The 18,305-nt window shown below is 44.8% G+C and carries 20 protein-coding genes; 12 read left to right on the top strand and 8 right to left on the bottom strand.

The genetic code is table 11. The features are described from left to right. Window positions 1-91: 91 nt before the first annotated feature. Complete coding sequence (gene waaC / locus JZU62_RS04215; RefSeq protein ID WP_295012218.1) at window positions 92-1,087, bottom strand: lipopolysaccharide heptosyltransferase I; 996 nt, start codon at window positions 1,085-1,087, stop codon at window positions 92-94. Window positions 1,088-1,151: 64 nt separating this feature from the next. Here waaC and JZU62_RS04210 point away from each other — a divergent pair, with 64 nt between their 5' ends. From JZU62_RS04210 to pssA, 8 genes are all read left to right on the top strand, one after another. Then, a complete protein-coding gene (locus JZU62_RS04210) occupies window positions 1,152-2,060 on the top strand; it encodes a PDC sensor domain-containing protein (RefSeq protein ID WP_295012216.1) in 909 nt (302 codons plus the stop codon). After that, the gene (gene hisH / locus JZU62_RS04205) at window positions 2,057-2,668 is read left to right on the top strand and encodes an imidazole glycerol phosphate synthase subunit HisH (RefSeq protein WP_295012213.1); all 612 of its coding nucleotides are present in this window, start codon (window positions 2,057-2,059) and stop codon (window positions 2,666-2,668) included. Before JZU62_RS04210 ends, hisH begins: the two co-directional genes overlap by 4 nt. Before the next feature lie 14 nt (window positions 2,669-2,682). Next, entirely contained in the window at window positions 2,683-3,381 is a 699-nt protein-coding gene (gene hisA / locus JZU62_RS04200; RefSeq protein WP_295012211.1) for a 1-(5-phosphoribosyl)-5-[(5-phosphoribosylamino)methylideneamino]imidazole-4-carboxamide isomerase, read from the top strand. Window positions 3,382-3,453: 72 nt separating this feature from the next. Further along, window positions 3,454-3,828, top strand: coding sequence for a chemotaxis response regulator CheY (locus tag JZU62_RS04195; protein ID WP_295012209.1), 375 nt, complete (start codon window positions 3,454-3,456; stop codon window positions 3,826-3,828). Continuing rightward, window positions 3,828-4,664, top strand: a complete 837-nt coding sequence (locus JZU62_RS04190) for a 50S ribosomal protein L11 methyltransferase (protein ID WP_295012207.1) — start codon at window positions 3,828-3,830, stop codon at window positions 4,662-4,664. Before JZU62_RS04195 ends, JZU62_RS04190 begins: the two co-directional genes overlap by 1 nt. 1 nt (window position 4,665) lies before the next feature. Continuing rightward, the gene (gene ftsH / locus JZU62_RS04185) at window positions 4,666-6,618 is read left to right on the top strand and encodes an ATP-dependent zinc metalloprotease FtsH (protein ID WP_295012205.1); all 1,953 of its coding nucleotides are present in this window, start codon (window positions 4,666-4,668) and stop codon (window positions 6,616-6,618) included. 12 nt (window positions 6,619-6,630) lie between these two features. Next, a complete protein-coding gene (locus JZU62_RS04180) occupies window positions 6,631-7,278 on the top strand; it encodes a phosphatidylserine decarboxylase (RefSeq protein WP_295012203.1) in 648 nt (215 codons plus the stop codon). A gap of 4 nt (window positions 7,279-7,282) precedes the next feature. Continuing rightward, window positions 7,283-8,005, top strand: a complete 723-nt coding sequence (gene pssA / locus JZU62_RS04175; RefSeq protein WP_295012230.1) for a CDP-diacylglycerol--serine O-phosphatidyltransferase — start codon at window positions 7,283-7,285, stop codon at window positions 8,003-8,005. On the opposite strand, the gene JZU62_RS04170 is transcribed toward pssA, so the two are convergent. From JZU62_RS04170 to JZU62_RS04160, 3 genes are read right to left on the bottom strand one after another with little or no spacing between them, the layout of a single operon-like run. After that, a complete protein-coding gene (locus JZU62_RS04170; RefSeq protein WP_295012201.1) occupies window positions 7,993-10,335 on the bottom strand; it encodes a tetratricopeptide repeat protein in 2,343 nt (780 codons plus the stop codon). The genes pssA and JZU62_RS04170 overlap by 13 nt on opposite strands. A gap of 17 nt (window positions 10,336-10,352) precedes the next feature. Further along, window positions 10,353-11,597, bottom strand: a complete 1,245-nt coding sequence (gene serS / locus JZU62_RS04165) for a serine--tRNA ligase (protein ID WP_295012199.1) — start codon at window positions 11,595-11,597, stop codon at window positions 10,353-10,355. A gap of 55 nt (window positions 11,598-11,652) precedes the next feature. Next, entirely contained in the window at window positions 11,653-12,555 is a 903-nt protein-coding gene (locus tag JZU62_RS04160) for a methylenetetrahydrofolate reductase (protein WP_295012197.1), read from the bottom strand. Window positions 12,556-12,608: 53 nt separating this feature from the next. Here JZU62_RS04160 and serB point away from each other — a divergent pair, with 53 nt between their 5' ends. The 4 genes from serB (at window position 12,609) to JZU62_RS04140 (ending at window position 15,097) form a co-directional block, all read left to right on the top strand. Next, window positions 12,609-13,238, top strand: a complete 630-nt coding sequence (gene serB / locus JZU62_RS04155; RefSeq protein ID WP_295012195.1) for a phosphoserine phosphatase SerB — start codon at window positions 12,609-12,611, stop codon at window positions 13,236-13,238. Continuing rightward, a complete protein-coding gene (locus JZU62_RS04150; protein ID WP_295012193.1) occupies window positions 13,238-13,579 on the top strand; it encodes a hypothetical protein in 342 nt (113 codons plus the stop codon). The genes serB and JZU62_RS04150 overlap by 1 nt, the downstream gene beginning before the upstream one ends. A gap of 171 nt (window positions 13,580-13,750) precedes the next feature. Next, entirely contained in the window at window positions 13,751-14,083 is a 333-nt protein-coding gene (locus tag JZU62_RS04145; RefSeq protein WP_295012191.1) for a c-type cytochrome, read from the top strand. A 150-nt stretch (window positions 14,084-14,233) separates the two neighbouring features. Beyond that, window positions 14,234-15,097, top strand: a complete 864-nt coding sequence (locus JZU62_RS04140) for a TIGR01777 family oxidoreductase (protein WP_295012188.1) — start codon at window positions 14,234-14,236, stop codon at window positions 15,095-15,097. Here JZU62_RS04140 and JZU62_RS04135 read toward each other — a convergent pair. From JZU62_RS04135 to JZU62_RS04120, 4 genes are all read right to left on the bottom strand, one after another. Then, complete coding sequence (locus JZU62_RS04135; protein ID WP_295012186.1) at window positions 15,051-16,031, bottom strand: 6-phosphofructokinase; 981 nt, start codon at window positions 16,029-16,031, stop codon at window positions 15,051-15,053. The genes JZU62_RS04140 and JZU62_RS04135 overlap by 47 nt on opposite strands. Beyond that, complete coding sequence (locus JZU62_RS04130; protein WP_295012184.1) at window positions 16,028-16,627, bottom strand: ABC-type transport auxiliary lipoprotein family protein; 600 nt, start codon at window positions 16,625-16,627, stop codon at window positions 16,028-16,030. The genes JZU62_RS04135 and JZU62_RS04130 overlap by 4 nt, the downstream gene beginning before the upstream one ends. 3 nt (window positions 16,628-16,630) lie before the next feature. Further along, complete coding sequence (locus JZU62_RS04125; RefSeq protein WP_295012182.1) at window positions 16,631-17,599, bottom strand: MlaD family protein; 969 nt, start codon at window positions 17,597-17,599, stop codon at window positions 16,631-16,633. Then, window positions 17,583-18,305: ATP-binding cassette domain-containing protein (locus JZU62_RS04120; RefSeq protein ID WP_365956376.1), on the bottom strand; the 723-nt coding region annotated here is incomplete at its 5' end. The genes JZU62_RS04120 and JZU62_RS04125, both read right to left, overlap by 17 nt.

The following is an 18,305-nucleotide window of genomic DNA, read 5'->3' as shown; positions in this document are numbered from 1 at the left end:
AGTGCCGCGAGCGAGGTAAAAATCCCCTTGCGCCAATGATAGGGGAGTTTCATCAATACGGCATCCAAAACTAAAAAAAGACGAAATAAGATCATACTAACAGTTCCTTGGCTTTTTGGAGTATGCTATCTGGCTCAATTTCTCGGATGGAGAAATCAGCTCTGTTGATTTTTAATATATTGACGTCTGAGGGGGATTTGATCCCGATATTGAGTGGGGTTGGAAAAATCATCCGTTCGTTGGTCGGACCAAAAAGGGTGATGGAGGGAGTGTTCATTGCCCATGCCATGTGAGTCGGCCCCGTATCGTTTCCAATCGTTAAATCGCAATGGGCGATAAAGCTAACCAACTCAATCAGTGACATTTTCGGGGCGATTCGTGCATTGGAGGAGTGCTCGGCAATCCACTGCGCATCGAGCCTCTCCGCTTCGCTTCCCCAAATCAAATGACACGGAGAGGAGAGCGCGGAGCAAAGCTCGGCAAAGTGCTCTTTCGGATAACATTTACTCGGCCAAGATGCACCGATTACACACGCGATATTTTTCTCATCTTTTAGAACGGATGGTCGTTCTCGGAGTGGGAAAAGAGGTTCTTTTAAGAGAATGTCATTCTCATCATAGGGGATATGGAGCGCTTCGGTAATAACTAAGACGTTGCGTTTGATCACATTCATCTCATAAGGGATTTCGGAGGTGGAATCATAAAAAGAGGAGGCAAATTTTTCACGTATGCTGTTACGATCAAACCCGTGAACGCTCCCTTTGATAAAAGAGGTGACAATCGCCGATTTAATAAGCCCCTGCGCATCGATAATCTGATCATAAGCTTCGCGCGATCGGAGGTTACGGATGGTCTCTCGGAGGAGTTTAAAACTTTTGGTTTTTTTGATCCGTTTGATCGGTACAGGGATCACCTCATGGAGGAGCGGATGAGCCTCTAAAATGGGTGCAAACGCCTCTTCTACGTACCAATCGACACTCGCATCAGGGTAATGCTTATGGATGATTTGTAATACGACGGCAGTGTTAACGATGTCGCCCAATGCGCTGAGACGAACAATAGCAATACGGATTTTAGCGGAATTCATAAGCATAACTATAGCGCAACTAAGTTACAATCCGCATCAAAATAAGGTAGAGGAGATTTAAAATATGGTTGTTCAAGATATTCAGCAGTTTGCGGAAATCCGACCGAAAGCACGTGCTTATTTTTGTTATCTCTTTCATAAAAATCTCCCTAACCATCTCCCCTCCGTTTCGGTTGAGTCGCTTACGGCTCGATTGCTCAAAATACGAGGGGATTTAAAGGGGCTTGAAGCGGCGTACGTACTCGATTCTGCTGGAAATCAAGTCACCCCTACTTACTTGAAAAGTGGGAAAAAAGAAGAAGATATCGGTACGAGCCGTTCAACACGGGCTTACTATTATCGGGCAATGCATGAGCGCCGATGTACGATCACCGATCCCTATCCATCCCTATTGAATGATGAACTCACCGTTACGGCATCCGAACCTATTTTTGATGAGAACGGTGAGATCGTTTATGTTGCTTGTATCGATATGCCGTTGGCAGAGGTACTCAAAATTGCCCATCCGATGGCACTTGAGTCGGTAGCAGGACGTTTTTTCAGAGTAGCGTACGGAGCATTTACCGTTGTTCTAGCCTTGGTCTCTTTACTCCTCTTCGTCAAAGGAATCGAAGGTTTCTTGACATACGGGATGGGGCAATACGATAAAATTGAGATCAAAGATATTTTTGAAGCGACGATTTTGTTGACCCTTTCGTTGGCGATACTCGATTTGGTTAAAACCCTTTTTGAAGAGGAAGTTTTAGGGCGTCCTAAAAATGATCCGGCTTCGAGCATCCACAAAACAATGGTACGCTTTTTAGGCTCCATTATCATTGCCCTCTCGATTGAAGCTCTGATGCTGGTGTTTAAATTTGCAATGACCGAACCGCACATGATTGTCAATGCAATCTATATTATCGGAGGGGTAGCGATGCTTCTGATCGGGCTTGCCATTTATATCCGTTTTACCAATTTAGGAGAACATCGTTGATAGCAATTGTTGATTACAACATGGGCAATCTCGCCAGTGTTAAAAATGCTTTTGATCTGTTGGGAGAAAAAGTCGTTGTCGAATCCGATCCCGAAAAATTGAAAAGTTATGACCGAATTATCCTACCAGGAGTCGGTGCATTTGCTGATGCGATGGAACATTTACGTGAGCGTGGTATGGATCAAGCGATTCGTGAATACGCCGTAAGCGGAAAATTTCTCCTCGGAATCTGTTTGGGAATGCAGTTGTTATTTGAATCGAGCGAAGAGTTCGGACTCTCAAACGGACTCGGTTTGATCGAAGGACGCGTTCTGGCATTTGACACGAGCCGTTTTCATACGCCTCTCAAAGTTCCCCACATGGGATGGAATCGGATGTTTACACGTGAACACGCGCTCTTTGCAGGACTCGATGAAGCTCATTATCTCTATTTCGTCCACTCCTATCATGCCCTTTGTGCTCACGAGAGTGATAGTATCGGCGAGTCGGTTTATGGATACCGTTTTACGAGCGCGGTCGCTCATGAGAATGTTATGGGGATACAGCCTCATCCGGAGAAAAGCCACCAAAATGGTCTATCCATACTCAAAAATTTTATTAATCTCTAAAAGGACTTTTATTTATGACTATTTATCCGGCGATTGATCTTAAAGACGGCAAAGCGGTACGCCTCACCAAAGGGCTTATGGAGAGTGCAAAAATCTACTCCGATACCCCGTGGGAGCTTGTTAAAACGTTTGAAGAGATGGGAGCGAAGTGGGTTCATTTGGTGGATCTTAATGGTGCGTTTGCGGGAGAACCCAAAAATTTGGAGCAGATTCGTCTGATTCGAGAAAACTGTAATGTTAAACTCCAACTCGGCGGCGGTATCCGTGATGAAGCAACGATTCAACGTTATTTGGAACTTGGGATTGATCGGTTGATTTTAGGTTCTATTGCCCTTAGAGACCCCGAATTCGTGAAATCAATGGCGGCTAAATATCCTATTGTGGTTGGTATCGATGCAATTGACGGCTTTGTTGCTGTTGAGGGGTGGGGTGAAGTGAGTAGCATGAGAGCCACCGATTTGGCTCGAGCCTTTGCGGATGCAGGAGTCGAGGCAATTATTTGTACCGATGTGGGGCGTGACGGTACACTTTCTGGGGTAAATGTCGATTTTACCCTTGAGATAGCTCGTGCGTCAGGTATACCTACAATCGCCAGTGGCGGAGTAAAAGATGAGAATGATATCAAAGCGTTACAACTATGCGGTGAAGTCTCCGGTGTAATCGTCGGAAAAGCATTTTATGAGGGTAGAATTGAGCTCAAAAACTTTTTTTAAACTTATCGCAAACTTGGTTAGGCTATTATTGGGTATTAATTCTGTAAAAATGTATCAAAAAAAGGACGTACTTTGAAATTATTGGTTGTAGATGATAGCTCGACAATGCGCCGTATTATCAAAAATACACTCTCTCGCCTAGGTTATGAGGATGTTTTAGAGGGTGAAGATGGTCTTCAAGGATGGGGTGTCCTTGATGCCAATCCAGATATGGGCATGCTCATTACTGACTGGAATATGCCGGAGATGAATGGTTTAGAATTGGTTAAGAAAGTACGTGCAGATGCCCGTTTTACTGATCTTCCAATTATTATGGTTACTACTGAAGGTGGAAAAGCGGAAGTTATTACCGCACTTAAAGCCGGGGTAAATAACTATATCGTAAAACCGTTTACCCCTCAAGTCCTTAAAGAAAAACTTGCCGCCGTACTCGGTACTGAGGGTTAATGCAAGATTACTATTATATGTTGGTGGTTAAACCATCATCGCATATCGAGCTTTTTAGTGATTTTCTTATTGATGTTCTTCCAGTCGGATTTGAAGAGATTGACGATGGATTTATAATCCGCAGTGAAGAAGATTTAGAGACAGTAATGTGGGGGATTGAGCAGTTTGCTGAGGCTCTACAACGTGCTCTAGGTGAGGTTGTTGATGTTGATATGAATCTCACAAAAGAGAAAAATGACGATTGGATTGCGCAGTATCAACAAGGGATTACCCCGATTGAAATCGCCCCATTTTATATTCATCCTACATGGGAAGAACCTCGTGAGGGTATGCTAAACATAGCTATTGACCCTGCACTCGCTTTTGGAACTGGACATCACCCTACCACCGCTTCATGTCTCCGAGGTATTGCCAAGTACGTCAAACCCGGTGATGAGGTGATGGATGTCGGATGCGGGAGCGGAATTTTGGCGATTGCAGCCATTAAAAAAGGTGCTTTAGTCGATGCGTGTGATACCGATCCCCTCTCCGTTGAAAATGCGATAGTCAATGCCGAGCAAAATCAGATAACCTATCGCCGTTTATGGGAAGGTCCGATTAACGAGACCACTGAAAAATACGATGTTATTATCGCCAATATCGTTGCGGATGTTTTGGTGTTTATCGCGAGTGATCTAAAAAAACGATTACGAGATGGGGGGACATTGATCCTCTCAGGGATTATGGACAAGTACGAAGAGAAAGTTCTTCGTGCGTATAAAAATTTTGAATTGACAGAACGACTTGTCGAAAATGAATGGGTAACTCTAGTAGTAACTCACAAAGGAAATGAATAATATGGCTCAGAACGAACCAAATCCGAATCAAGATAAAAATAATAATTTTTTCAATAAAAATCCACTCATCACGTTTGCCCTTTTTTCGATTGTCGTTATTATCCTTTTTAAAGCGGTAATTGGTGATGAAAGCGAATTAAGCGGGAAAATGAGTGGTCAAAATGTTACCCGCACACAAGAGATCAGTTATGCTGATCTTAAGCGACTCATTAATGAAAAACAGGTTGAAAAAGTCTCTATTGGGCAAAGCTATATTCGGGCAATCGGTAATGACTCTAACGGAAAAGTTGCGTACACGACCCGTATTATTGGACCTGATACGACCCTCATTCCACTATTGGATGAGAAAAAGATTAACTATGTTGGATTTAGCGAGAGTAACTGGTTTACTGATATGTTTGGATGGTTATTCCCATTTTTAATTATCATTGCCATTTGGATGTTTTTTGCCGGACGTATGCAAAAAAGTATGGGTGGTGGCATCTTAGGGATGGGCAACTCTAAAAAATTGATTAACTCAGAAAAACCAAAAACCAAATTCGATGATGTCGCAGGTGCTCAAGAGGCAAAAGAAGAGGTTTTGGAGATCGTTGATTTTCTAAAATCACCGGATCGCTATGTGGAACTCGGTGCTAAAATCCCTAAAGGGGTATTGCTTGTCGGTAGCCCCGGTACCGGTAAAACATTGCTTGCTAAAGCAGTTGCGGGAGAGGCGGAAGTACCGTTTTTCTCTGTTTCGGGTTCAAGCTTCATCGAAATGTTTGTAGGGGTCGGTGCGGCTCGTGTTCGTGATTTGTTTGAACAAGCGAAAAAAGATGCTCCCTCTATTATCTTTATCGATGAAATCGATGCTATCGGTAAAAGCCGTGCGGCTGGGGGAATGATGGGGGGAAATGATGAGCGTGAACAAACGCTCAATCAGCTCCTCGCGGAAATGGACGGTTTTGGTACCGATACGCCGATTATTATTTTAGCGGCAACCAACCGTCCTGAGATCCTCGATCCTGCACTTTTACGTCCGGGACGATTTGACCGTCAAGTATTAGTGGATAAGCCCGATTATCAAGGGCGTATCGATATCCTCAATGTTCATGCCAAAGGGGTGAAACAAGATAGTGATGTTGACCTCGAAGAGATCGCACGTCTTACCGCAGGTCTCGCGGGGGCAGATTTGGCGAATATCGTCAATGAAGCGGCATTGCTCGCCGGACGTAAAAGTCAAAAAACAGTGCGTCAAGCCGATATGCGTGAAGCGGTTGAACGCGCGATTGCTGGATTGTCTAAGAAAAGCCGACGTATTGATGAGAAAGAGAAACGTATTGTTGCGTATCACGAGAGCGGTCATGCGTTGTTGGCAGAGACGACGAAGGGAGCTAAGAAAGTTTCAAAAGTCTCTATTGTCCCTCGCGGATTGGCGGCACTTGGTTACACCCTCAACACCCCTGAAGAGAACAAGTATCTAATGCAAAGCCATGAACTATGGGCAGAAGTAGATGTCCTCTTAGCCGGTCGTGCGGCAGAAGAGGTCTTTATCGGTGAGATCAGTACTGGAGCGGCAAACGACTTGGAACGCTCTACCGATATCATCAAAGCAATGGTACAAATGTACGGAATGAGTGATGTTGCCGGATTGATGGTACTCGAAAAACAACGAAGTACATTTTTGGGCGGCGGTATGACGCAAGCGCGCGAGTACAGTGATAAGATGGCGGAAGAGATGGATGCCTTTATCAAAAAATCGCTCCAAGATCGTTACGGTGATGTCAAAGCCCGTTTGGAAGAGTATCGCGATGCTATTGAGAAAATCGTTGAGCTTCTCTATGCTAAAGAGAATATTTCCGGGGATCAAGTTCGTGAAATTATTGAGGCTTTTGAGGTAGAAAACAATATCGAAACGAAACTTTCCCCTCGTAAAGAGACCCCCTCTAGTACAAAAATTGTGATTGATGAATAAAAGGAGTATTGCATGAGTGTTCAAAATGATACCTTTATCCTCTCGTCAAGAGGATGGCTTCTGTCTGCCGTATTGGGCTCTCTTACTCTATTTTTTACCATGACGGGATTGCATCTGTTCCAGTTTATTTTTGGAGCATTATTGCTTTCGGTATTGATGATTTTCCGCAATCCTGAACGTAATACCGCTGTGAGCGAATCGGATGCCGTTATTAGTAGTGTTGACGGGATTGTCCTCTCTATCGAAGAGACCGTTGTTGATGATCAAAAGATGTCCAAAGTGACGATCATGAATTCACTCTGGGATGTTTCGATGCTTCGCGTTCCGTTTGACTGTGAAGTGGAAGGGTTTAAAATCCGACACGGTGCATCACTACCGCTTTACAACCCTTTATCCGATACCCTAAACGAAAAAGCGGTTATCTCTTTTCGTTCTAAAAAAGGGGATGAAGTTTTTATTGAGCATCTTAGCGAGCAGAGCTGTTTTCCGATCGGTATAGAGTTGGAAAAAAGCCAAAAGTTCAAAGAGGGATCTCGTTATGGCTTTTTAGCTAAAGGTCGAAGTGTTATTTATCTCCCTGAACATACGCGTGTATCCGTCAATGCGGGTGCCAGTGTCCGCGCGGGTGAGAGTGTCATTGGATATCTCAAAGCCGCGTAATCCGATGCGACAATCTCCTCCCCCCATCGCCTATCTCCTCCCTAATTTTTTCACCGCCGCCTCTATTTTTACCGGATTTTATACGATTGCTTTGGCATTAGAGGGATCATTTGAATTAGCGGCTTGGTTTGTTTTTTTAGCCCTTATTTTTGATGGATTGGATGGTCGGGTTGCACGCCTTACGAACACCGCAAGCCACTTCGGAGTCGAGTTCGATTCGTTAGCGGATATTGTTGCATTTGGAGTGGCTCCGGCGTTGTTATTGTATTTGTATGTAGGTGATTGCTACGGACGTATCGGGATCATGGTGAGTGCATTGTTTATCATTTTCGGTGCGGTACGACTTGCCCGCTTTAACGTCACCACCTCACGGATCGAACCGAGTGTTTTTATCGGTTTACCTATTCCTACAGCGGCAATTATGATCTCTATCACTATTTTAATCCTTGAACGCTATCAAGAGTTATCACCATTTAAGGTTTTTGTTCTTCCCCTTGCGGCTATTTTATCGGTTTTGATGGTGAGTAATATCCGCTATCCGAGTTTCAAAAAAATGAACTTTAAAACATTTCATTTTATCCGTTTTCTCATTGGATTGATCGTAGTCGCTATGGGGGTCTTTATCTATCCGATTGAAGCTCTGGCACTATTAGCGGCAGGATATTTGCTTTATGGGCCGCTACGAGCCTCCTATTATCTACTGCGTCGGCTGATTCAAAGAGGGTGATAGAGATGAGGCTCGTTTGCGAGTTTCTCGGTATCGATCTCAAAGTCAAAATTCTGTGATTTAAATCCTGTATTTCCCATTTTGTCTAATTGGATAATAGCCGCTTGGTTGTTTCGACTTTGCATGTATAACAGCGCAAGGGCATAGCGGGTGTCCAAATAGCTTGGGTTTTGGATTTTGGAGAGTTCCAACAGGGCAATCGCATTTTCATAATGCTCTGCTCCGATGGAAGCGGATGCACCCATAAAAAGTGTTTTTTCATCACGAATTTTATAGGTGTCGATGAGCTGATTGTAGAGGGTATACGATTTTTCGAACTCTTGATGGTAAAAATAAGATTGCGCTAATGCCCCGATGATATCAGCAGTGTGATCGGTAGTAATCTGGAGTCTTGTTTCAAGACGAGAAATAAAAGGGCTTAACTGACCGGTCATTGCGGACATGAGTATCGCTTTATCGCGGGTTATTTGCGGGCCGAAGTAGAGATCATCATAATGAAATGATTGTTTTTTAAGATAGTTGATCGCCGAAGCGGCAAATGCTTTAGGTTTTTGGTCGCCGAAATGGGTATCAATCACCATCAAATGAGGTAAAATATTATTCGGTTGAAGCGCCGAAAGTCGTTTCGCAAATTTACGTGCATCCTCTTTTTGATTCATTTCGGTAGCTATCGCAACATCGAGGGCAAGGTATAGAGGGCGTTCTTTGTAGGCTTTATCCAGCCATTTCGATGAACTTGGTATATTATTTTGGGTGATATCAAAGAGGGTGCGATAAAGTTCAAACTCCTCTTTTTCAGGCTCTTGTGCGAGATTATCTTTGAGGATAGAGGAGAGTTTTGCACTGTCTTTTCCGAGCATATCCCCACACATGATCGCAAAAAGCCCCGACATATAGTTGTTGGCATCCAAATGATAGGAGCGCAAGAAGTGTTCATGCGCTTTTGCAATATCACCCAACTGTGCATAGGTTAGTGCTAAATCATAGTGGAGAATCGAGTGTTGAGGGTTACGCTTTAGAAGCGCCAAGAGTTGTTGATTTGCATCTCTGAGACGAAATTTGAGGGCTTTTTGGACTGAGAGGGCGATACCATAATCGACACTGGATGCGCGTGTACTGGTTTGAAGATACTCTTTAGCGCTTGTTATATCGTCAATAAAAATATTAGCATTCCCTTTTCGGATATAACTGAGTGTTTGATCGGCATTAAAAATCTTATACGGTGCGAAATAAAAGATATTCTGATAAATCTTTTGTCGATTGTCCTCTTTACGCTCACGGTAGATGCGCTGTAGATCATCGGGATTATAGAGAGATGGCTTTAGAAACACATGGATCGGGTAGGGCGAATAGACTAATTCCTTGTCACTATTAGTAGCTGTTTGTATTAATTTTGAGGCATCGCTATGCAATCCGGCTTTGAGATGAACATAGGCTAATGCGAGTTGTTCTTGAGTGGGTTTGTCATTTTGCATAATGGCGTCATTGAGGTATTTAGTCGCTTTTTCAATGTTACCGAGATTCGCGTACAAGAGACCTAATGAAAAAGAGTCCTCTTCTTGGGGCGGATTTTCCAAGGCACTGATCGCATCCGTGAAACTACCGAACATGGCACTGATTTTAGAGCGAAGGGTATTTTGGGTTGTTTGGTACTCTTCGGTCGTAGGGTGTTTCAATGCACTGAGTGCTTCGAGATAATTCCCTTTGTAGTAGTTGATAAGGGAATAATAATACGAATACATCGGAGAATTGCTCTCTTGGGGGAGATAGGTATCCGCCATTTTGATGTAGTAATTGAAATCCTTTTCCCGTTTTAGGTTAAGGCAACAAACCGCCGCATTGATCGCGCTGACACATCGGTTTTCACTATTGGCGATGGAGCGTTTGAAATTACTAAGAGCTGACTCGTATTCGCCTTCTTTGAGTTGGACGACACCGAGATTGTATTGGCTGATTGCTTCGGAGTAGAGGGCGATTTTTTCATAGAGTTTAAGTGCTTCGGTTGCATTGCCGTTTGCGTAGAGGTAATTTGCCCGCTCAATCATATTTTCGAGTTGACTCGGTTCGATAATTTCCTCTTCAGGTGCGGCTTTTGCAACACCTTCTTCGACTGCTACTGCATTCTCATCGCCGTGTCCTGAGAAGAAAAAGACCATGCCTCCTCCCCCTAAGAGAAGTAAAACCAAAACACCCGCACCAATGATGAGTTTTTTGTTTTTTAAAAGACTTGGTTTTTCATCGGAAGGAACTTCAGCTGCATCAGCTTTTTTTTCGACACCTGCGGCATCGGATTCCTCAATGATGATAATCTCTTCTTGATCTTCAGCCATGAGCTCTCTTTAACCTTTTAGAGGTATTTTTGCAATACGGCAGGGATAATGATCGTGCCGTCTTCTTGTTGGAAATTTTCCATAATAGCTATCATCGTCCGTCCGACCGCTAAACTTGAACCGTTTAGGGTGTGAGCGAGGATATTTTTCCCCTCTTCTTTGTAACGGATCTTCGCACGGCGGGCTTGGAAGTCCCGTGTGTTCGAGACGGAACTGATTTCGCGGTAGGTATTTTGCCCCGGAAGCCACACTTCGAGGTCTACCGTCCTAGCGGCACCGAATCCTAGATCCCCTGTGCAGAGGGTAACGAGACGGTGTGGAAGTCCAAGCGTCGCGAGGAGATCAGAGGCACACGCAACCATTTCTTCAAATACTGCGTCACTTTGATCGGCGCGGGTGATGGAGACGAGTTCGACTTTATGAAATTGGTGCTGACGGATCATACCGCGCACATCTCGTCCGCCGCTCCCCGCCTCTTTACGGAAACATGAGGTATATCCCGTCATTTTGATCGGTAAATCGGCACCGTTGAGGATTTCATCTTGGTAGAGGTTGGTGAGAGGGACTTCCGCCGTAGGGATGAGATAGAGCTCTTCCTCTTCGACTTTGAACAAATCATCTTCAAACTTCGGAAGCTGACCTGTTCCCTCTAACGCACGACGGTTGACGAGCATCGGAACACTGAACTCTTCGAAACCGCGCTCACGATTGAAATCGAGCATAAAATTGATGAGGGCGCGTTCAAGCCGTGCACCCATTCCGCCCACGACGCTGAAACGGCTTTTAGCGAGTTTAACCCCTCGCTCAAAATCGATCCAGCCGTTTTGGTCTGCGAGTTCCCAGTGCTCTTTCGGCGTAAAGCTAAAGGTTGGCGGAGTGAGGACTTTTCTGATTTCGATATTATCATTTTCATCCGCACCGTCGGGTACGTCTGCATCGGGGATATTAGGGATACGCATGATGATCGCATCGAGGGCTTCTTCGGCGGAGCGTTGGGTATCGAGGAAATCACCCAGGGTTACTTTATTGGCATCGACTTCGATTTTCAGCTCATCGGTACTTTTCCCCTCTTTTTTATACTGACCGAAAAGTTTACTCAACTCATTTTGTTTGGCTTGCAATGTTTCGTAGGCGAGTTTAGCGGTTTTGAGAGCTTCATTGGCGGTTTTTAGTTCAGTGATTACGGAAGCATCCACTTTTTTGCGCATCAACGCCGTTGCGGTTTCGTCAAAATTTTTCTGGAGAAGTTTTACATCGATCATAAGGGAGTATTCCTGCTATTTAATAATGATCGATTATAGCCAAAAGAGGCTGAAATTAGCTCAAAATCGCCTTAGCGAGTTCAAACTGATTTGCCGTCATGATATGGATTTTCGGATGGAGCGCTTTGAGTTCTTCAAAAAGGGTTTTACTCAGTTCAAATCCGACACGGTATTCTTCTTCAGGGCTGATGAGTGACGCGGCTTCGAGTGCTTCTACCCATGAACTCGGTACAAATATTCCCGGTACATTTTCATCTAAAAAGCGGGCGGTACGGAGTTTCGTAATCGGAAAATAGCCCAAAACGAGTACACAATTACCGTTATTTTCTCGGTTCGCTTCCGCCATCATATCGAGCAGTTTACGGGCGTTTTCGAGATCGTAGACGGGTTGGGAGATGATGGCGATGGCTCCGTGAGCTACTTTTTTGGTCATCTTCTTTTGCAATGTTGCGGCACTTTTAGCATAAGCATCGATGACGGCAAACGGATAAATCTCCTGCACAGGGGCGAGAAGTTTTTGCTCTGCTAAATCGGTACCGTTGTTCAGCGTCGTGATGATGTCGAGGAGGAGTTTGCTGTTCCCCTCGAATACCCCTTTGGCGTGTGGTTGATCGGAGTAGTGGGCGCTGTCACCTGTGAGGGCGAGGATGGCACGGACATTGGATTCATTTGCTCCGAGGAGATCGGATTGCAATGCGATACGGTTACGGTCGCGCATACTCATCGTTGCCAGTGTCGGAAGTCCGAAACGATCTTGGAGCTTCATTGCGGCAAAGAGGGCATTGTATTTGAGTTTGGCTAGGGGGTTATCGGTGGTACTGAACCCATCGACTAGTTTATCAAGACCCAATGCGGCGATTTTTTCAATCGTCGGGGCAAACTGGGCGGAACGCGACGGGGTTGTCTCTAATGTTATATAGGTGCTGTTGCGTAGTTTATCTATAAAGGTTTCGAACAAAAGGTGCCTTTGGATATAATTGCGTCATTATAACAAAATGTGGGAAATCTATTTTGATAAAATTAGCGGTATTTGATTTTGATTCGACATTGATGGATGGTGAAACCATCGATTTCTTCGCACGAGCGCTCGGAATCGGCGAGCAGGTGAGTACGATCACCGAGCGGGCGATGGAGGGGGAACTCGATTTTTTCGAGTCTTTGCAACAGCGTGTGGGGCTTTTAAAAGGGTTGGAATTTGGACTTGTCGAAGAGATTTGCCAAAACCTCCCTTATATGAATGGCGCGGTCGAGACGATTGCGGCACTGAAAGAGCGCGGTATTAAAGTGGTTTGCTTCAGCGGCGGATTTCGCACTGCGACTTCGTATGCGAAAGATATCCTCGGATACGATGCTGATTTTTCAAATGTTTTGCATTCGAAGGATGGAAAGCTCACGGGACTGGTCGGCGGCGATATGATGTTCGATTATTCCAAAGGGGATATGCTCGTGCGATTGCAAGGGCTTTTCGGAGTTACCGAAGAGGAGACAATGGTGGTCGGTGACGGCGCCAATGATCGATCCATGTTTGCCCATGCTGGAACGCGCGTCGCATTTTGCGCGAAAGAGATCCTCAAAAAAGAGGCGAATGTTATCATTGAGACGAAAGATCTCATCCAAATTATTACAAAGGTATTTTCATAATGTTAGAGAACTCATTATGGTTGCGTTACAACCCTACTAAAACGATCCGCGAAGTATTAGCACGTCTATATGAATGCAGTGCGGTAGAGATCGGAAATGATGAACGGGCTTTGTATGCCTCTCTCAAACGTCACTTGACGAAAAAAGAGTTTCGGATGGTGATGATGAACGAAGCGGGACTCTCGCCTCAAGAGATCGGTGCGGAAGTAGGGCTTGAGGGTGAAGAACTGACCAAAGCACAATACAAAGCGTACCGTAAAATCCGTCAGGATAAAATTCGTTTGGAAGTTCGTGCAGGTCAAGAAAAAGAAGTTGTTGACCCTGAGATTGATGCCGAATAAAGTGTGATAATTTGATACATTTTTGATAAAATTATTTCAAAAAATGTCATATTAACATTCAGTTAAAGCTCCATTTATCCTTTATCCGATATTATATTAATCGTATCAAGACACCTTCACCCTTTTTTCGGAAACGCTAAAGGTGTTTTAAAATTATTCAAGGAGAACGATATGAAAAAGTCAACATCACTTTTTCTTGCGGCAGTAGTTGCTGTAGGGATGATGAGCACAACTGTATCTGCTGATGACAAAAAAGGTCAAAAAGCGTATTTGAAAATGTGTAAAAACTGTCACGGTAACGGTACCAAAGGTGCAGCGATGCATACACAAGACGAGTGGGATGATCTTTTCGCTAACGGCGGAGAGAAAATCATTAAAGCTCATGCAAAAGATAAATCTGCTGCATACTTCAACGGTGATGGATTCAAAAACCAAGCACAAGACCTACGTGATTTCTTATTCATGTTCGGTTCAGATTCCGGAAACGTCCCTTCTTGCGGCTAATTCCGTAATTGTCCCCTCTGGGGCAATCTCTTCTTAATACTTCTTTTTCTCATTACCTTTAGAATTACATTAAATCATCAAACCAGTTATATCTTTAAACCCTCCGTGCATCCATTTGGTTACAATAAAGCTTGAATTAAAGGGATACACATGAAAATAGTTATCTGTGGAATTAGCGGGTTTGTCGGAAGTGCGTTAAAGCGTTTTTATGAAGAGAGAGGTGATGAAGTCATCGCTTTGAGTATCCGAAGCGGTAGTTCGGTTGAAAATGTTACACAAAAACTCGAAGGGGTGGATGTACTTATCAACCTTGCGGGGGCGAATATCTTGGGACGTTGGACAAAAAGCTACAAAGAACTATTACGTCAAAGCCGTCTAGAGACAACCGATATACTCATCAAAGCGCTCTCATCGTGTGAGAACCCTCCGTATACATTATTGAATGCGTCAGCGGTAGGTGTATATGACGCAGATCATCAGCATGATGAGTTTTCCACCCATTTTGGGAATGATTTTCTGAGTCAATTGGTTCAAGAGTGGGAACATGCAGCGTTTTGTGCACAGTCCGAACTGACACGGGTGTGTGCGATGCGATTCGGTGTCGTGTATGCCAACGGAGGCGGGGCTATGGCTAAAATGCTCCCTCCGTTTAAAATGGGGCTTGGGGGAAAAATGGGTGACGGCTTTCAGATGATCTCATGGATTCATCTGGATGATTTGGTTCGTGCTACGGCTTTTTTAATCGATCATCATGAGATAAAAGGGGTAGTCAATCTCACCTCTCCTGAGCCGATCAGTAATCTGGAACAAACCAAAGCAATGGGGCGAATTTTACATCGACCAACCTTTTTTGATCTTCCCGCATGGGTGGTGAAACTCGCTTTCGGTGAAGGCTCTATCGTAATGCTCGATTCCAAAGAGGTTTACCCGAGGGTTCTCCAAGACAACGGATTCGAATTCCGTTACCCTACATTTGACAGTGCGATGGAAGAAATTGCTCACGCGCAAGGGTGAGTAGCTCTTCATCGAGTTGGTAAGGGTTGAGAGCAACTTCATCGATTGTTTTAAAGTTAAAATGGCTTTTATTGTAACAGATGATAGAGTGATTTCTCCCCTCTAAGAGTGCATCAATCGCATAAGTGACAAATTTATACGCCATCAGCCGATCATAAACGCTCGGATTGCCACCGCGCTGAATATGCCCTAATACAGTAACCCGCGATTCAAATCCCAACTCTTTTTCAAACCATTCGGATACATCAGCACTGTTGAGCGCTTCGGAAACGATCGCGATAAAGTAATCTCGCCCCTTTGCCACTTGGGATTTAAAGCACCCTGTATATTCATGGATGTTGATTGGGATTTCGGGGATGAGGCACATCTCCGCACCTGAGGTAATGGCTGAGATAAGTGTGAGATAGCCACAATTACGTCCCATTGTCTCGATAACGAATGCGCGGTGAAACGAGGATGCGGTATCGCGCAACTGATCTATGGCGTCTTTGATTACCCCTAATGCCGTATCGACCCCCAGACAATAGTCGGTCCCGTTGATGTCGTTGTCAATTGTTGAGGGGATTCCGCAAAACGCGATCCCACTCTCATGGTAAAACCGCTCCATTCCCCGAAAGCTTCCATCTCCCCCGAGTACGATTAGTTTGTCGATGCCGTGGGATCGGAGGTTTTCAGCTGCAACGGCGCGAAAAGATGCCTCTTTGAATCGCATAGACCTGGCCGAGCCGATTTTGGTTCCCCCTCGGGTGATAATCCCTGCAACATCATGGTAATCGGCAGGGGTGATGAGGTTGTCGATCAGACCTTCATAGCCATTTCGGACAAAATAAGGTTGCAAACCTTTGGCAAAAGCGTATTCAACAAAGCGTTTGAGGGCGGGATTCATCCCTGAAACATCTCCGCCAGAGCAGAGTATGGCAATTCTTTGGTTCATTTTGTATCCTTGGTTAGGGTTTTGAGCCATTCAATAGATTGGTGATTGAGTTCATTTTGTGCATGCTTTAGTGCCTCAATACCGCCTAAGGCATCCATGGAATGGGCAGGAGCCGTGATGACAAAGCGTTTGGACGCGATAGATACTTTAGTGTGAACATCGATAAGACGGTAGGTCATATCGATATAACCCTCGCTAGCATCTTTTGTAAATCGGTGATAGAACGAATTTAAATCGGATTCGAGAACCCAATCGCTTTGAGCCAATGAGGACGCGGGGGAGATGGATACGAACAGAGTGTTTTCGTTAAAAGATTGCATAAGAGATCGCTGCATCAAAGTCGCCGGTGTATCGCTCCATCGGCTGTAGAGATAAGAGCCTGTTTCTCCATTTTCACGAAGGTAGATCAAATTTTTACCACAGAGGGAGGGGATTGCTTTTACAGATGCGACAGTGAGGGTTTTTGAAAATAGAGGTATTTTTTGTGATGTGGGCGCCTGAGGGGTAAAGAGGGTGTACTCATTGATCGAGGGGCTAGATGTAGAACATCCGCTCAGTAACAATAGAATAAGGGTGTAAAAACTGAAATGACGCATATATTATTCTCCCGGTCCCGATTTAGGGGTTGATTTTTTAAACAGTAGATCAGAAGGGCTCTCTCGTAAAGAGCGTAGAGTCATCTCCATCTCATTTGTGAGGGTACGTGTCTGTTCTAACAGGGTACTTAGTTCTCCGCTAGCAGGAGCGGCGATGGCACGCACATCGTAATCGCCTCGATCTACACTCGCTTCGAGCTTTTGAATAAGGAGATGGCTTGCTTTTGAGGTTGCTTCGAGCGATTGAAGTGTGGTCACCATTTTGGTCTGAACGAGTGTGTTGAAGTTGCCAGAGGCAGTTTTGACACTTCCTGCGGCTTCTTTCATCGCGCTGAGAGAGTCGGTAGCATTGTGTTCTAACGCAACACTTTGGGTCAACAGGGTTTTGATTTCTCCTTGATAGCCATCGATTTGTACTGTAAGCGAGCGTAAATGCTCCAGTGATTGGGCAACGTTTTCGACGTTTTGATCGCTGAAAAGACGATCGGCGTGATCAAGGGTTTTGGAAAGTTTTGAGGCGACATTGCTGAGTGATTCATCAAGACGCGTAATTAACGAGGGGCTTGAGGGGATGGTAGCAATATTACTGCCTCCGCTTGAGAGTAGCGGTGCGTTTCGGGAACCTCCGGCGATTTCGATAAAGGCGAGTCCTGTGATACCGTAAAATTTGAGTATAGCCGTAGAATCGGTTTTAATCGGGGTCTCTTTTTTGATTTTCAGGATGAGTTCTACCTCTTCGCTGTTGTGAGGATTGATCTCCATCGATTCAACTTTTCCGACATCAACACCGTGAAATTTAACGGCAGCTTCGGGTGCTAGTCCTGAAACCGATTCGGTGATATAGACTTTATATCGGCGGTATTGCGCTTCGTCTTGGTTATATTTGCCCAGCCAAAAGGCGAAACTGACGAGGGAGAAGGTAAAGAGGATAATAAATGTCCCAATGGCAGTGTAATTAACGCGTGATTCCATACGAGCCCTTTTGAAAGAAATAATCGACAATTGGATGATCGACTCTCAAAACCTCAGTAAGGTTCCCCTCTGCGATCACTCTTTTCTCCCCTAATAACGTGAATCGATCTACTATATGATGAATTGTATCCAAATCATGGGTCACCATAACGACACTTAGCCCTAAAAGATCGCGAAGCTGTAAAATCAGATCATCAAACTGGCGTGAACTGAGCGGATCAAGTCCAGAGGTGGGCTCATCTAAAAAGAGGAGTTTCGGGTCAAGTGCGAGGGCGCGGGCAAGGGCGGCACGTTTGATCATTCCGCCACTAAGCTCTGCGGGGTAGAGATACTGGGCGTGAGGAGGAAGTCCGACGAGATTGATTTTGAGTTGAACCAACTCGTTCGTAAGGGTGGGTGAGAGATCGGTGTATTCGTTGTACAACAGTGCGATATTTTCGCCGACGGTGAGGGAGGAATACAGCGCTCCCGATTGAAACAATACTCCCCATGAACGTCGTAACTCCATCGCCTCCATCGGAGTTAGAGCAGAGAGATCGTGTCCCAAAACTCGGATCGTTCCGCTTTGAGGTCGTTCTAAGAGGATCATCTCCCGCATTAGAGTCGATTTTCCCGATCCGCTTCCCCCTAATAGTGCATAAATCTCGTTTTCTCTCACGCTACAGCTGACATGATCGTGGATCAGATTCTCTCCAAAAGAGGTAAT

It is taken from the genome of Sulfuricurvum sp. (assembly GCF_019163035.1).
GTDB lineage: Bacteria > Campylobacterota > Campylobacteria > Campylobacterales > Sulfurimonadaceae > Sulfuricurvum.
This window is presented reverse-complemented; position numbering and strand designations above follow the sequence as displayed.